Raw genomic sequence first — 15284 nt, 5'->3', positions numbered from 1 at the left:
TGGCGGGATACTTAATAGTTGAAAGTCTTGACCAGCAGCAGATCACCAATCGCCCGCAGGGGCACGATGAACGTCTCGCGTTTTTCGTCGACGGTGTTTTCATTGAGCACCAGCGTGATTTGCGAGGTAATCACCTCGTTCTGATTGCTGGTCTCCTCGAAGTTATAGCCGCCGTTGCCGAAATTGCCCCAATAGTTGACGTAAACCAGATAGGTGCCGTGCAGCGGCGCGGTCATGGTGAACATCTCAGGGCCGGGGCCATCGACGCCGTCGGGGTCGAGGCCGCCGCCGTTGCTCAATGCCGGCCGCGCCCAGAACGCATGCTGGCCATCGGGCGTGACAATGTGCAGATCCAGCTCAGCCTTTGGATCGTCCCATCCCAAGACAAGACGAATTCGCGCCGACGTGCGCAAATTATTTGCTTCATAAAATTGCACGCGCTTGAGCGACTGGCCCTCGGCGCTGATCACCTCGACGCTGTTGGAACCGGCGCCAAAGGCATATGGCCGGGCGAAACGGCCCTGATCGTCGGTGTACAGATTCAGCGGATTGCCATTGACGGCGAGGCTGTGCGGCGGGCGCATATGACCGATGGCCTTGAGCTGGCCCTGGATCATCGTGCGATTGCGCTGGATGCCACGATCGATCGGTGGCGTCGGATAGGCGACTTGCGGGTTTTCCGTGCGATCGAGCAAGCCGTGATAACGCCAGCCACCCACCGGTTCCGACAGCTCGGCACTCGGTGCGGCCAGCAGCGCGGGTGCGCAAACCATCCCGATCAACAGCAAAATGAATGAACGCATGTAATGCCTCCTGCCATGCCTGAACGAAACCTTGCACCCGATCCTCGGTACTTCACAGCCTCTGAAACTGCGTTTCGTCTGAAAGACCCGTGACTATCGGGTCGTAGAAGGCGCGAAGATTATCCATTCGGCGTTTTTTTAACAATCGGATACAGGTGCTATCGCTGTAGGAATTACGCGTATTTGTTGTGCGTGAGCCGAATAGCGGAATTATTCGGCTCACAGAATGAGCCGAATACACCGTCACCCTCCTGGAATCCCCCTATATCCCCCTGCTCCCTCGCCACAGAAATACGGGGCGCAGATAGCCCGCTCATTTGCCCATACCCCCCCTATCTGCTAGTGTCGCGCCGGTTTAACGTCAACCGGAAACTGCCGCCATGGCCCGCAAAAAAGCTGCACTGGATTTCGAACAGTCCCTCGCCGACCTGCAAACATTGGTCGAGCGTCTGGAGAACGGTGAATTGTCGCTGGAAGACTCGCTGACCGCTTTCGAGCAGGGCATCGGGCTGACCCGTGACTGCCAGGCAGCGCTGGCTCAGGCTGAGCAGAAGGTGCAAGTGCTGCTGGAGCGCGATGGCGAACTCGCCGAGGAACCCTTCGACGCGGAACAGCCAGAATGATTGCAGCGTATTCGGCGACCAGCCAGGCCCGGGTCAACGCGGCACTGGAAAGCCTGTTCAACGCCCCGTTGCCAGAACTGGCGCGCCTCTATGAGGCCATGCGCTACAGCGTGATGAACGGCGGCAAACGCGTGCGTCCGCTGTTGGCTTACGCCGCGTGCGAAGCCATCGGTGGCGAGGCTGAGCAGGCTAACGGTGCGGCCTGCGCGGTGGAGCTGATCCACGCCTATTCGCTGGTGCACGACGATTTGCCGGCGATGGACGACGACGACCTGCGTCGCGGCCAGCCCACCACTCACAAGAAATTCGATGAGGCTTGCGCGATTCTCGCCGGTGACGGCTTGCAGAGTCTGGCGTTCAGCGCCTTGCTCGATCCGCGCCTGAGCGACCTGAGCGCCGATATCCGTTTGCAGATGGTCAGTGCGCTCGCACTGGCCGCAGGCCCGGCCGGCATGGTCGGCGGTCAAGCCATCGACCTCGGTTCGGTCGGTCTCAAGCTCGATCAGCAAGCCCTTGAACTGATGCACCGACACAAGACCGGTGCGCTGATCGAAGTCAGTGTCAAACTCGGTGCCCTGGCCAGCGGCCGCGCCAAGCCGGATGAACTGCAATCCTTGCAGACTTACGCACAAGCCATCGGCCTCGCCTTCCAGGTGCAGGACGATATCCTCGACGTCGAAAGCGATACCGCCACCCTCGGTAAACGCCAAGGCGCCGATATCGCCCGGGACAAGCCGACCTACCCGGCGCTGCTCGGCCTGGACGCGGCCAAGGCTTACGCGCTGGAGCTGCGCGATCAGGCTCTCCACGCCCTGCGACCGTTTGACGCGGCAGCCGAGCCGTTGCGCGAGCTGGCCCGGTATATCGTCGAGCGCCGCAGCTGACGGCGAATCGGCCAAAAAAGATCAACGCGTGGGCAGTGGGCGATGCATCAGGTAAACTGCCGCATCTTTTATACCTATAACGATTCGCCTGATGCCCACGACGTTTCATGAGATTCCCCGCAAGCGCCCGACCACGCCCCTGCTCGACCGTGCGAATACGCCGGACGGCCTGCGCCGGTTAGCCGAAGCCGAGCTGGAAACCCTGGCTGATGAGTTGCGCCTGGAATTGCTCTACACGGTCGGCCAGACCGGTGGGCATTTCGGTGCCGGCCTGGGCGTCATCGAGCTGACCATCGCGTTGCATTACGTCTTCGACACCCCGGACGACCGGCTGGTGTGGGACGTTGGTCATCAGGCTTATCCGCACAAGATCCTCACCGGTCGCCGTGAGCGCATGGAATCGCTGCGCCAGAAGGACGGCATCGCCGCTTTCCCGCGTCGCGCCGAGAGCGAGTACGACACCTTTGGCGTCGGCCACTCCAGCACGTCGATCAGCGCAGCGCTGGGCATGGCGATTGCCGCCCGCCTGCAGAACAGTGATCGCAAGGCGATTGCCGTGATCGGCGACGGCGCATTGACCGCCGGTATGGCCTTCGAGGCGCTGAACCATGCGCCGGAAGTCAACGCCAACATGCTGGTGATCCTCAACGACAACGACATGTCGATCTCGCGCAACGTCGGTGGCCTGTCGAATTATCTGGCGAAGATTCTTTCCAGCCGCACTTACGCGAGCATGCGTGAAGGCAGTAAAAAAGTGCTGTCGCGCCTGCCCGGCGCCTGGGAAATCGCACGTCGCACCGAAGAATACGCGAAAGGCATGTTGGTCCCAGGCACCCTGTTCGAAGAGCTGGGCTGGAACTACATTGGCCCGATCGACGGCCACGATCTGCCGACCCTGATCGCTACGCTGCGCAACATGCGTGACCTGAAGGGCCCGCAATTCCTGCACATCGTCACCAAGAAAGGCAAAGGCTTCGCCCCGGCGGAAGTCGACCCGATCGGTTACCACGCCATCACCAAGCTCGAGCCTGTCGACGCGCCGGCCACTGCGCCGAAGAAAACCGGCGGGCCGAAGTATTCGGCAGTGTTCGGGGAATGGCTGTGCGACATGGCCGCGGCTGATCCGCGTCTGGTCGGGATTACCCCGGCGATGAAGGAAGGCTCGGATCTGGTGGCATTCAGCGAGCGCTTCCCGCTGCGTTATTTCGACGTGGCGATTGCCGAGCAACACGCGGTGACGTTCGCCGCCGGCATGGCCTGCGAAGGCGCAAAACCGGTCGTGGCGATCTACTCGACGTTCCTCCAGCGCGGTTACGACCAACTCGTTCACGATGTGGCGGTGCAAAACCTCGACGTGCTATTTGCCATCGACCGCGCAGGTCTGGTCGGCGAAGACGGCCCGACCCATGCCGGCAGCTTCGACCTGTCCTACCTGCGCTGCATCCCGGGCATGGTCATCATGACCCCGAGCGATGAAAACGAACTGCGCCAGATGCTCACCACCGGTCACCTGTACAACGGCCCGGCGGCAGTGCGTTACCCGCGCGGCAATGGCCCGAATGCGGCTATCGAGAAAGATCTCGAACCGATCGAAATCGGCAAAGGCATCGTCCGTCGTCAGGGCAGCAAAGTCGCCCTGCTGGTGTTCGGCGTGCAACTGGCCGAGGCGCTGAAAGTCGCCGAGAAGCTGGATGCGACAGTGGTCGACATGCGCTTCGTCAAACCACTGGACGAAGCTTTGGTGCGCGAGATTGCCGGCAGCCACGAGTTGCTGGTGACCATCGAAGAGAACGCGATCATGGGCGGCGCCGGTGGCGCAGTCAGCGAATTTCTCGCCCGCGAGAATATCCTCAAGTCGATGCTGCATCTGGGCTTGCCCGATGTTTACGTCGAGCATGCAAAGCCTGCGCAGATGCTGGCCGAGTGCGGGCTGGATGAAGCGGGGATCGAAGCGTCGATTCGTGAGCGTCTGGAATTGCTTAACAAGTAAACGCAATACCCTTGTGGGAGCGAGCCTGCTCGCGAAAGCGGACTGTCAGTCAAATCATTTCTGACTGATACACCGCATTCGCGAGCAGGCTCGCTCCCACATTTGATTTGTGTATACCCGATACTCCCGATGGATTGCCATGAAACTCTCGCGCCTCGCCCTGCCCTTTTTCCTGCTGCCATCCGCCAGCGCTGTCGCCGACACCTTCGAGCGGGATCAAGCGCTGAAGCTGCCGGACGTTTTGATCAGCGCCAACCGTCAGGTCGAAGCGCGCAATGACAGCAGCGCCGCCAACACTGTGTTCACCCGCGAAGACATTGATCGCCTGCAACCGAGCGATGTGTCAGACCTGCTGCGTCGCGTGCCGGGCGTGCAAGTGGCGCAGGCCGGTGGGCGCGGCAGCTTGCCCGGGGTCTATATCCGTGGCACGCAGTCGGCGCAAAGCCTGGTGCTGGTCGACGGCCAGCGCATCGGCAGTTCCACTTCCGGTGACAGCAATCTGCAACACCTGAACATCGAGCAGATCGAACGCGTGGAAGTGCTGCGCGGTTCGCGCTCGGTGATTTACGGCAGCGATGCGATTGGCGGGGTAATTCAGATTTTTACCCGTCGCGGGGCTGAGCAAGGCGTGCAACCACGCATGCATGTCGGCTTCGGCAGCCATCAAACCTGGGAGCGCAGCCTCGGCCTGTCCGGTGGCGACGACAAAACCCGCTTCAACCTTGGCGCCAGCCTGGATGAAACCGCCGGGATCGACCGTACTCATGAGTCATACCCAAGCGACGGCGATCACGATGCCTACCGCAACAAGTCAGTGAGCCTGAGCCTCAGCCATGCGCTGACTGATGACATAGAAGTCGGCGCCAACCTGCTGGATAACCGTGGCAAAAGCGAGTTCGACAATCCGTTCGGACGCTTCGACATGACCACGTTCGAATCGGTCCAGCAACAGCCCTACAGCGATTTCAACGTTAGTAGCGTCAGCAGTTACGTCGATGCCCGGGTCAACGATATCTGGAAAACCCGCATTGAATTCGGCCACACCGAGAACCGCGAAAAGACACTGGATAAGCTTAGCGACGAGCGCACGGTGTTCAACACTTACCGCGATTCGGTGAACTGGCAGAACGACTTGACCCTGGATGCACGCAACAGCCTGATCCTCGGCGGCGACTGGTACGAAGACCGGATCAATAGCAGCACCGCGTTCGACGAGGACAGCCGCTGGAACCGCGCCGCGTTCATCCAGCACCGTTATCAGGCTGACAGTTTCTCCACTGAACTCGGTTTGCGTCACGACGACAACCAGCAGTTCGGCGGTCAGAACACCTGGAGCGGCACATTCACCCTACCGCTCAATCCGGACAACGATCTGCTGCTCAGCTACAGCGAAGGCTTTCGTGCACCGACCTTCAACGACCTGTACTACCCGGATTTCAGCAACCCAAACCTGAAACCGGAAACCTCGAAAAGCTACGAGCTGCAATGGCGCAGCCAGTTGAGTGAAAGCAGTCGTCTGGAAGCGTCGCTGTACCGCACGGATCTTGAAGACGCGATCATCTTCGGCAGCAACTCACGCCCGGAAAACGTGGCTTCAGCACGGATCAACGGCTTTGAAGCGGCGCTGAAGCAGGAATTGTTTGGCTGGCAGAGCAACCTTGGCGTGGCGATCATCGACCCGCGCGACCGTGATACCGGCCATACGTTGGCACGACGAGCACGGCGGACGTTGAGTTGGGATGTGGATCGGCAGTTTGATCGACTGAGCGTCGGTGCCAGTTGGCAGACGGTGAGCAGCAGCTATGACGACCTGACCAACAATCAAACACTAGGTGGTTACGCGTTGTTCGGTCTGCGCAGCAGTTGGGCGCTGAACCGGGAGATCAAACTGGATCTGAAGGTGGATAACCTGCTCGATAAGGGTTACAGCCGGGCGAACTACAGCTATGACGGCAACCAGTACGGTTATCGCGAGGAAGGCCGGGCCTGGATGTTCGGGGTGACCTGGACGCCTGAACTGCGCTGAAACCTCTGAATTTGCTGATGCTCCCTGTAGGAGCTGCCGCAGGCTGCGATCTTTTGATCTTCTAAAACAACATCAAAAGATCGCACCTTGCGGCAGCTCCTACAGGGATTAATTGTCAGGCTGGATGAGGTGGCAGAGCTTGCCGGTGGCGTCGATCATCTGGCCACTCGGGCGTTCCAGACCTTTGTCGGTTACCCGCAGCAATGCCCCCTGCTTTACAGCAGCCACCTGCGGCCATGCCTTCCACGCATCCAGCTGCACCTGATCACTGGCCAGAATCACCTCGGGATCTCGCTGCAATACTGCCTCAATGCTGACTTGCGGCGCCGGCAGGCTCAAGTCGCCGAACACATTGCGCGCGCCGCACACCTCAAGCGCATCGCTGATGATCTGCCCCCCGCCAACGGTATACAGCGGCTTGTCCCACACCTGATAGAACACCTTAAGCGGCGTGTCCCGGTGATAACGCTGGCGCAGGTGGTCGAGTTTCTGGCGAAGATCCGTCGCCAGTTTCACCCCACGCTCGGGCCGGCCCAGTTGCCCGGCGATGGCTTCGATCTGCGCAGAAAGCTGTTCAAGGCTGTGCGATTCAGCGACGTAAGTCGGGATCTTCAGCCGCTTGAGCTGATCGCGCTGCGCCGGCCCGACACTACCAGGCCAGAGCAACAACAGATCAGGTTTGAGACTGAGCAAACGCTCCATGTCGAGTTGGCCATAGCGGCCCACCGAGGGAAGATTCGCAATCGCAGCAGGCCGCTCGCCCGCATCCAGCACGCCGACCAGCAGATCGGCGGAATTCAGTTCAACGACGATTTCAGAGAGAGACGGCGCGAGGCTGACCACACGCAGAGCGGCGAATACAGGGCCATTGATGGCCAGCAGCAGAACCGCCAGCCAGAGACGGCGCATCAGCCGAGTTGACGCGGGATACGGTAGAGGTAAAACAGCACGACGGTGGACAGTGCCAGCAACATCAGTGGTATGGCTTCAAGGCCGACAAATACCGCCAGTGCACCGATCCACGCAGGCAATGCGGCCGCGAGAAATGCCGCTCGGCGGCTTGCCGCGAGGGCGATCCAGGCTGCCGGCTCATCCGCTGTATCGAGGGCTTTTTGCGTAGCGATCAGCGCATGTTTGTAGCGGCCAAAATACTTCAGGCTGACGAACATCGAAGCGACACCGGCAATGAACAGCGGCATCGCCAGCACCGGCAGAATCGCCTCGCCCTGACCAAACACGGCATTCAGCACGAACAACGGCACCAGCGCTAACGCCAGGTATTTCCACCAGTCGACGCTGAGGCGACGCTTTACCTGACCGCGAGTCACGCCCTGTCTACCTCACCCTGATGCTCATTGCCCATCATGTGGTCGAGCTTGCTGGCCTTGGTCGCCAGATACAGTTTGTTGTGCGGGTTGTGGCCGGTGTGCAGCGGCACGCGCTCGGCGACGACGATGCCCATGTCGGTCAGGGCTTTGACCTTGCGCGGGTTGTTGGTCATCAGACGCAGGGCCTTCACGCCCAAATGTTCGAGCATCGGCAGGCACATGGCGTAGTCGCGCTGGTCGGCGGCAAAGCCCAGACGTTCGTTGGCTTCAACGGTATCGGCGCCGCCATCCTGCAATTCGTAGGCGCGGATCTTGTTCAACAGACCGATGCCGCGACCTTCCTGACGCAGGTAGAGCAATACACCACGACCTTCGCGAGCGATGGCCTTGAGCGCGCCTTCCAGTTGCGAACCGCAGTCGCAGCGCTGGCTGAACAGGGCATCACCGGTCAGGCATTCAGAATGCAATCGGCCGAGTACCGGGGCACCGTCGGTGAAATCACCCAAGCTCAGTACGACATGCTCGCGGCCGGTGGCTTCGTCGAGAAAACCGTGCATGGTGAATTGCGCAAAAGGCGTTGGCAGCTTGGAAGCGGCAACAAAAACGACAGGCACCGGTGTGCTCCTGATCTAAAAAAGTCTGAAGATTCGCTGGGCGGCATTGTAACAGCAGGTTCCTACAGACGCTTAGGCTGAATTATCGGGCATAACGATCAAAAAGTTTGATGACTTCCCCCACAGGGTTCAGTTTCGAACCGACCGATCCGCGTCACGGCTGCTCGAACGGATACGGCTGCTTCCACTTCTCGAAAATCGGTTTCAGCTCGCCGCTTTTCACCAATTGCTCCATACGTTTGTCAAACAGTGCCATCAACGTGCGCGCCTTGGGGGTGTTGGCGAAGCACAGGTACAGCGGCAACTCGGCAACATGGGTCGTGCGAAATTGCGACGGATCCCTCGCCCGACCGACCACGTAATTGATTTCAGTCAGCGCGTCGATGTAATAGTCGGCACGGTTGTGGGTCAGCATCGACAGGATTCCGGTGCGTCGGATGACTTCGTTAAAGCTCTGCACATTGGGCAGGTAGTTCTGGTAATCGTAGCCGCGCACCCAGGCCAGTCGATAGCTGCCCAACGTTTCCAGCGTTGGCGCCGGGTTGCTGGCAAGGCCCAGCGCATAGATGTGATCGATATCGAAATTCCAGCGCGGATAGAGCAGATCACTGAACTCTTCGTGATAGGAGCCCACGCAAGCATCGACTTCTGCACGCTGCGCCAGCCCTACAGATCGCGTGTAGGGTTCGCTGCGAATATCGAGTTTTACCCCGACCGGCTCGAACACCTTACGCATCACATCCCAGGCAAGACCATGGCCATCGGCAGCGGTGTAGTCTTCCCAGACTTCGCTGGCCAGATGAATCACCGAGGGCATCGGCGCGGCTTCCTGCGCACTGGCGACAGTGCCCAGCACCGCCAAAACCACTCCTGCCAACCAGCGCCGAGACATCCTTAGTACCCTCTCTAACCTGACAACCCTCGAATCAGGCAAATACCCACACCAGCCCTTGCATCGCCAGCCAGGCGAACACGCCAGCCAGCACGTCGTCGAGCATGATGCCGACACCGCCATGAACATGCCGGTCGATCCAGCGGATCGGCCACGGCTTGAGAATGTCGAAGAAGCGGAACACCAGGAAACCCGCGAGTAACCAGTACCAGCCTTCCGGCACCAGCCACAGGGTAATCCACATCCCGACCATTTCGTCCCAGACGATGCCTTCGTGGTCGTGCACGCGCAGATCGTCGGCCACCTTGCCGCACAGCCAGAAGCCGAACAGCATGGTGATGCCGAGCATCAGCCAGTACCCCCAGTCAGGCAACATCTGCCACAACGGGATAAAGGGTAGCGCAACGAGCGAACCCCACGTGCCCGGTGCTTTGGGCAAGGTGCCCGAACCGAAGCCAAAGGCGAGAAAATGCCAGGGATTGCGCCAGACAGAAGGCGGAACGAATTCGGCCGGGACCTGTTTCGGGTGATCTGTCACGGTGACTCCTGAAAATGTTGATAGCCCCGGATTTGCGGGGTGATGTCGTGCCCTTCGCGGTCCAGTAGCGCCACGCCCTGCCCCTCTGCCACTTGACCGATAACATGGATCGGCCAACCATCGGCCAACAGTGCCGGCAACTCGACGGACGGTAACGTAAAGGCCAGCACGTAATCATCGCCACCGCTCAGCGCTGCACGCTCGGCACCGCGCTGACCAAGAAACGCCACTAGTGCATCCGACAGCGGTACACGCTCACGTTCAATTTGAAGTCGCACCTTCGACGCCAACGCGATGTGCCCGCAATCGGCGAGCAAACCGTCGGAGATATCCAGCGCCGACGTGGCTTTGCCGCGCAGCGCCTGACCGAGCGCGAGTTGCGGTTGCGGCGACCAGTAGTGATCGAGCAGCGGCCGGGCGATGTCCGGCGCGGCGTCGCGCTGGCCCAACACCAGCGGCAATGCACCAGCGGCATTGCCCAGTTCACCGCCGACACACAGCAAATCACCTGGCTGCGCGCCACTGCGGGTCAAGGCCAGTCCGGTGGGGACGCGGCCGAACACCGTGACGGTCAGGCTCAACGGCCCGCGCGTGGTGTCGCCACCGACCAGGGCCACGCCGCAGCTCTGCGCCATGCGGTTCAAACCGCGGGCATAGGCTTGCAGCCAATCGGCGGTCACCGTCGGCACAGTCAGGGCAAGGGTAAAGGCAATGGGCGTAGCGCCCATGGCGGCCAGATCGCTGACCGCAACGGCCAGCGAGCGCTGACCGAGCAGATACGGATCGCAAGGATCGGCAAAATGCACGCCGGCCACTAGCGTATCGGTGGAGATTGCCAGCTGTTCCCCGGGGGGAACCGCCAGCAAGGCGCAGTCGTCGCCGATCCCGAGAGCAACGCCCTCGCCGCCCTGCGCACAAGGGGCGGCGGCGAAGAAATTGCGGATCAGCTCAAACTCGCCCATTGGATATCAAGCGCGTATCAGCGCTTGAACGCCTTCACTTCAGCTTCACGCAGACGCGGGGCCAGCTTGTCGAGCACACCGTTGACGAACTTGTGGCCGTCGGTCGAACCGTAGACTTTCGCCAGTTCGATGCCTTCGTTGATCACCACACGGTACGGCACGTCGACGCGCTTGAGCAGCTCCCAGGTGGACAGGCGCAGCACGCACAGCTCAACCGGGTCCAGCTCTTCGATGGTCAGGTCCAGGCACGGCGCCAACGCAGTGTCGATCTCGGTCTGGTTGGCCGGAACACCGTGCAGGATGTCGTGGAAGTAGCTGGCATCGGCAAAGGTAAAATCGTTGTCGACGCGAAACTGCGCTTCGATTTCGTTCAGCGAAGTGCCGGCCAGAAGCCGCTGGTACAAAGCCTGAGTCGCCAACTGACGGGCAGCGCGGCGCTTTTCGCTTTTCGAAGGCTTGCCGGCGTCCGCTGGACGAGGGTCGCGCGGGTTGAAACGATCGCTTTCGTCGCTAATCACTTGGCCTCCAACTGTGCCAGCAGGCTGACCATTTCCAGTGCGGACAGGGCAGCTTCAGCACCTTTGTTACCGGCCTTGGTGCCGGAACGTTCGATGGCTTGCTCGATGGAATCAACGGTCAGGACGCCGAACGCAACCGGAACGCCGAACTCCATGGACACCTGGGCCAGGCCCTTGGTGCACTCGCCTGCCACGTATTCGAAGTGCGGAGTACCGCCACGAATGACCGCGCCGAGGGCGATGATTGCTGCGAACTCGCCTTTCTGAGCGACTTTCTGCGCAACCAACGGGATTTCGAAGGCGCCAGGAGCGCGGATGATGGTGATGTCGCTTTCGCTCACGCCGTGGCGAACCAGGGCATCAACTGCACCGCTGACCAGGCTTTCAACAACGAAGCTGTTGAAACGGCCCACTACCAAAGCGTAGCGGCCTTTAGGGGCGATGAAGGTACCTTCGATGGTCTTCAGGGTCATTCGTCAGTTCTCTTAAAGAGCCGGGACGCGTCTGCTACGCGTCCCTCAGTGATTTATTTGCCGCGAATTCAGGGCCGGAAACAACCGGTCATTATTCGGAGGGCACGTATTCTACAACTTCCAGATCGAAACCGGATATCGCATTAAATTTCATGGGTGCCGACATCAGGCGCATTTTGCGTACACCGAGGTCACGCAGGATCTGCGAACCGGCACCGACGATGCTGTAAGTGGTCGGTTTTTTCGCCGGCACCTGATCGCCGGTTTCACGAATATGCGCCAGCAACACGTCGCCATCCAGTGGGTGACCCAGCAACAGCACCACGCCGCTGCCGGCCTCGGAAACGGCAGCCATGGCGGCGCGCAGGCTCCAGCGACCAGGCTGCTTGACCATCAACAGATCGCGCAGCGGGTCCATGTTGTGCACGCGAACCAGGGTTGGCTCTTCAGCGCAAACAGTGCCCAGCGTGAGGGCCATGTGTACGTCACCTTCTACCGAATCACGATAGGTCACCAGGTTGAATTGGCCCAGTTCGCTGTCCAGTGGCTGCTCGGCAATCCGCTGAACGGTACGTTCGTGGATCATCCGGTAGTGAATCAGGTCGGCAATGGTGCCGATCTTGATGTTGTGTTCAGCGGCGAACGCTTCCAGCTCAGTGCGACGGGACATGGTGCCGTCGTCGTTCATCACTTCGCAGATCACGCCGCTTGGCTCGAAACCGGCCATGCGCGCCAGATCGCAAGCAGCTTCAGTGTGGCCGGCGCGCGCCAGGGTGCCGCCAGCCTGAGCCATCAGCGGGAAGATGTGGCCGGGGCTGACGATGTCTTCAGCCTTGGCGTCTTTCGCGGCGGCAGCCTGCACGGTGCGTGCACGGTCAGCGGCGGAGATGCCGGTGGTCACGCCTTCGGCCGCTTCGATCGACACGGTGAACTTGGTGCCGAACCCGGAGCCGTTGCGTGGCGCCATCAGCGGCAGCTTCAACAGTTCGCAGCGCTCGCGGCTCATCGGCATGCAGATCAGGCCACGGGCGTGCTTGGCCATGAAGTTGATGTGTTCGGCCTTGCAGCACTCGGCGGCCATGATCAGGTCGCCTTCGTTCTCACGGTCTTCGTCATCCATGAGGATGACCATCTTGCCTTGGCGGATGTCTTCAACCAGTTCTTCGATGCTATTGAGCGCCACAAGGCACCCCCTTCAGTCAGGAATTGAGGTAGCCGTTGGCGGCCAGAAAACTTTCGGTAATCGTGCCACCAGCGCTCGGCTCTGCGGCTTTGTCGCCCAACAGCAGGCGCTCCAGATAACGCGCCAGCAAGTCGACCTCCAGGTTCACCCGACGACCCGGCTTGTAGGAAGCCATGATGGTTTCGCTCAGGGTATGCGGAATGATCGTGAGCATGAACTCGGCGCCATCGACTGCGTTCACGGTCAGGCTGGTGCCGTCGACGGTGATCGAGCCTTTATGGGCGATGTACTTGGCCAGTTCTTTCGGTGCGCGGATGCGAAACTCCACGGCGCGGGCATTATCGGCGCGGGAGACGATTTCGCCGACACCGTCGACGTGACCGCTGACCAGGTGACCACCGAGACGAGTGGTCGGGGTCAGGGCTTTTTCCAGATTGACCGGGCTGCCGCTTTTCAGGTCATTCATGGCGGTGCAGTCCAGCGTTTCGCGGCTGACGTCGGCGGCAAAGCCGTTGCCCGGCAGCTCGACAGCCGTCAGGCAGACGCCGTTGACCGCGATGCTGTCGCCGAGTTTGACGTCGCTCAGGTCGAGCTTGCCGGTTTCAACATGCACCCGTACATCGCCGCCCTTTGGGGTCATTGCACGGATGCTGCCGATGGATTCGATGATGCCGGTAAACATGGGGTTCTCCTTGAGAACGAAGCCAGCGCTAACGCGATGGCCGGGAATTATACGCTCGCCGTAAGGACAGGGATGGCAGTGACTCGCCAGTCATCGCCCACCGCACGAATTTCAGTGATTTTCAGCTCCGGCGCATCCTTCATATAGGCCAGCGGCCAGTCCAGCAATGGACGCGCCGTGGAGCCAAGGAACTTGCCGGCTATAAAGATCACGAACTCATCGACCAGACCGAGCTGGGCAAACGCCCCCGCCAAACGCGGACCGGCCTCGACCAGCACCTCGTTGACGTCACGGTTGGCCAACTCGACCAGCAATTGATGCAGGTCGACCTGACCGTCATCACCCGGCACGATCAAACATTCCGGGCCGTTGGCGTATTGCTCTTCGACGGCCATGCAGGTCGCGACCAGCGCCGGGCCAGCCTTGAAGAACGGTGCATCAAGCGGCACCCGCAGACGCCCGTCGATCAAAACCCGCAGCGGCGGGCGGCTCATGGCCAATGCGGTTTGTTCGGCATCCAGACCCAGTTCGTCGGCGCGAACCGTCAAGCGCGCGCCATCGGCCAGCACGGTATCGGCGCCGGTCAGCACCACGGCCGCCTGAGCACGCAAACGCTGCACCGCCGAACGCGCGGACGGGCCGGTGATCCACTGGCTCTCGCCGCTTTCCATCGCCGTGCGACCGTCCAGACTCATGGCCAACTTGACTCGCACGAACGGCAAGCCGTGCTCCATGCGCTTCAAAAATCCGTGATTGAGCCTGCGCGCTTCGGCTTCCAGCACGCCGCTTTCAGTCGCAATGCCGGCATCGGCCAGACGCTGCAAACCGCGCCCGGCCACTTGCGGATTCGGATCACGCATTGCCGCAACCACTCGGCCGACACCGGCAATGACCAGCGCATCGGCGCACGGCGGCGTGCGCCCATGGTGGCTGCAAGGCTCGAGGGTGACGTATGCCGTAGCGCCGCGTGCCAGCTCACCGGCGGCGCGCAAGGCGTGGACTTCGGCGTGAGGTTCGCCGGCGCGCTCGTGCCAGCCTTCGCCGACAATCTGCCCGTCCTTCACGATCACGCAGCCAACCCGCGGATTGGGGTGCGTGGTGTAGTGACCTTTGCGCGCCAGTTCCAGCGCACGCGCCATGAAATGGGCGTCGAGGATGGCCTGCTCGGCGACGGTGGTCATTCTTTCACCGGTTCGCGGGCGAGGCGGTCGATTTCTTCGCGGAACTCGTTGAGGTCCTGGAAGCGCTTGTACACCGAAGCGAAACGGATGTAGGCGACTTCATCAAGCTTTTGCAGCTCGGCCATGACCAGTTCGCCGACCACGAGGGATTTGACCTCGCGCTCGCCGGTGGCGCGCAGCTTGTGCTTGATGTGGACCAGAGAGGATTCGAGGCGCTCGACGCTCACCGGACGTTTCTCCAGAGCGCGTTGCATGCCCGCGCGCAGTTTTTCTTCGTCGAACGGTTGGCGGCTGCCATCGGTTTTGATCAGGCGCGGCAACACCAGTTCGGCCGTCTCGAATGTCGTGAAACGTTCGCCGCAGGCCAGGCATTCACGCCGGCGGCGCACCTGTTCGCCCTCGGCGACCAGACGCGAGTCGATGACCTTGGTGTCGTTGGCACCGCAGAAGGGACAGTGCATGGTGGCTGGCAACAAAAAAAGGGAGGGCCATGGTAGCGCATCCCGGTGGCAAGACAAGACATAGGGTTTGCGGTATACAGACGGGCATGATCGTTTGATCCATGGATTTCATTTTGCCGGAGCTGC

17 protein-coding genes are annotated in these 15284 nt (G+C 60.8%); 4 read left to right on the top strand and 13 right to left on the bottom strand.

Annotated features, from left to right (window positions below):
• Nucleotides 1-11: 11 nt before the first annotated feature.
• Nucleotides 12-803 (bottom strand): YfaP family protein, encoded by a 792-nt coding sequence (locus AB4P92_RS19285; RefSeq protein WP_395598013.1) that lies wholly within the window; start codon nucleotides 801-803, stop codon nucleotides 12-14.
• Between the two features lie 380 nt (nucleotides 804-1183).
• Here AB4P92_RS19285 and AB4P92_RS19280 point away from each other — a divergent pair, with 380 nt between their 5' ends.
• From AB4P92_RS19280 to AB4P92_RS19265, 4 genes are all read left to right on the top strand, one after another.
• Nucleotides 1184-1426, top strand: a complete 243-nt coding sequence (locus AB4P92_RS19280; RefSeq protein ID WP_003228627.1) for an exodeoxyribonuclease VII small subunit — start codon at nucleotides 1184-1186, stop codon at nucleotides 1424-1426.
• Nucleotides 1423-2310, top strand: coding sequence for a (2E,6E)-farnesyl diphosphate synthase (ispA, locus tag AB4P92_RS19275; protein WP_261736555.1), 888 nt, complete (start codon nucleotides 1423-1425; stop codon nucleotides 2308-2310). The genes AB4P92_RS19280 and ispA overlap by 4 nt, the downstream gene beginning before the upstream one ends.
• A gap of 91 nt (nucleotides 2311-2401) precedes the next feature.
• Complete coding sequence (dxs, locus tag AB4P92_RS19270; RefSeq protein ID WP_042561290.1) at nucleotides 2402-4300, top strand: 1-deoxy-D-xylulose-5-phosphate synthase; 1899 nt, start codon at nucleotides 2402-2404, stop codon at nucleotides 4298-4300.
• Nucleotides 4301-4439: 139 nt separating this feature from the next.
• Nucleotides 4440-6326 (top strand): TonB-dependent receptor domain-containing protein, encoded by a 1887-nt coding sequence (locus AB4P92_RS19265; protein WP_395598012.1) that lies wholly within the window; start codon nucleotides 4440-4442, stop codon nucleotides 6324-6326.
• Between the two features lie 108 nt (nucleotides 6327-6434).
• On the opposite strand, the gene AB4P92_RS19260 is transcribed toward AB4P92_RS19265, so the two are convergent.
• The 12 genes from AB4P92_RS19260 to nrdR form a co-directional block, all read right to left on the bottom strand.
• Nucleotides 6435-7235: a cobalamin-binding protein gene (locus AB4P92_RS19260; RefSeq protein ID WP_395598011.1), complete on the bottom strand. Its 801-nt coding sequence runs from the start codon at nucleotides 7233-7235 to the stop codon at nucleotides 6435-6437.
• Nucleotides 7235-7654 (bottom strand): hypothetical protein, encoded by a 420-nt coding sequence (locus tag AB4P92_RS19255; RefSeq protein WP_042561293.1) that lies wholly within the window; start codon nucleotides 7652-7654, stop codon nucleotides 7235-7237. The genes AB4P92_RS19260 and AB4P92_RS19255 overlap by 1 nt, the downstream gene beginning before the upstream one ends.
• Nucleotides 7651-8268, bottom strand: coding sequence for a GTP cyclohydrolase II (gene ribA, locus AB4P92_RS19250; RefSeq protein WP_042561294.1), 618 nt, complete (start codon nucleotides 8266-8268; stop codon nucleotides 7651-7653). The genes AB4P92_RS19255 and ribA overlap by 4 nt, the downstream gene beginning before the upstream one ends.
• Before the next feature lie 154 nt (nucleotides 8269-8422).
• On the bottom strand, nucleotides 8423-9160 hold the full coding sequence (locus AB4P92_RS19245) for a substrate-binding periplasmic protein (RefSeq protein ID WP_395598010.1): 738 nt from the start codon (nucleotides 9158-9160) through the stop codon (nucleotides 8423-8425).
• 34 nt (nucleotides 9161-9194) lie between these two features.
• On the bottom strand, nucleotides 9195-9698 hold the full coding sequence (locus AB4P92_RS19240) for a phosphatidylglycerophosphatase A (RefSeq protein ID WP_011336134.1): 504 nt from the start codon (nucleotides 9696-9698) through the stop codon (nucleotides 9195-9197).
• Entirely contained in the window at nucleotides 9695-10660 is a 966-nt protein-coding gene (gene thiL, locus AB4P92_RS19235) for a thiamine-phosphate kinase (RefSeq protein ID WP_273877730.1), read from the bottom strand. Before thiL ends, AB4P92_RS19240 begins: the two co-directional genes overlap by 4 nt.
• 17 nt (nucleotides 10661-10677) lie before the next feature.
• Nucleotides 10678-11178 (bottom strand): transcription antitermination factor NusB, encoded by a 501-nt coding sequence (gene nusB, locus AB4P92_RS19230; protein ID WP_047303669.1) that lies wholly within the window; start codon nucleotides 11176-11178, stop codon nucleotides 10678-10680.
• A complete protein-coding gene (ribE, locus tag AB4P92_RS19225; protein ID WP_003228649.1) occupies nucleotides 11175-11651 on the bottom strand; it encodes a 6,7-dimethyl-8-ribityllumazine synthase in 477 nt (158 codons plus the stop codon). Before ribE ends, nusB begins: the two co-directional genes overlap by 4 nt.
• 91 nt (nucleotides 11652-11742) lie before the next feature.
• Complete coding sequence (ribBA, locus tag AB4P92_RS19220; RefSeq protein WP_042561298.1) at nucleotides 11743-12834, bottom strand: bifunctional 3,4-dihydroxy-2-butanone-4-phosphate synthase/GTP cyclohydrolase II; 1092 nt, start codon at nucleotides 12832-12834, stop codon at nucleotides 11743-11745.
• 16 nt (nucleotides 12835-12850) lie between these two features.
• Complete coding sequence (locus AB4P92_RS19215; RefSeq protein WP_042561299.1) at nucleotides 12851-13516, bottom strand: riboflavin synthase; 666 nt, start codon at nucleotides 13514-13516, stop codon at nucleotides 12851-12853.
• A gap of 47 nt (nucleotides 13517-13563) precedes the next feature.
• Complete coding sequence (ribD, locus tag AB4P92_RS19210; protein WP_042561300.1) at nucleotides 13564-14697, bottom strand: bifunctional diaminohydroxyphosphoribosylaminopyrimidine deaminase/5-amino-6-(5-phosphoribosylamino)uracil reductase RibD; 1134 nt, start codon at nucleotides 14695-14697, stop codon at nucleotides 13564-13566.
• The gene (gene nrdR / locus AB4P92_RS19205) at nucleotides 14694-15158 is read right to left on the bottom strand and encodes a transcriptional regulator NrdR (RefSeq protein ID WP_007910946.1); all 465 of its coding nucleotides are present in this window, start codon (nucleotides 15156-15158) and stop codon (nucleotides 14694-14696) included. Before nrdR ends, ribD begins: the two co-directional genes overlap by 4 nt.
• Between the last annotated feature and the right edge of the window lie 126 nt (nucleotides 15159-15284).

The sequence above is a fragment of the Pseudomonas sp. A0308 genome, assembly GCF_044218815.1.
GTDB classification, from domain to species: Bacteria; Pseudomonadota; Gammaproteobacteria; order Pseudomonadales; family Pseudomonadaceae; genus Aquipseudomonas; species Aquipseudomonas iridis.
This window is presented reverse-complemented; position numbering and strand designations above follow the sequence as displayed.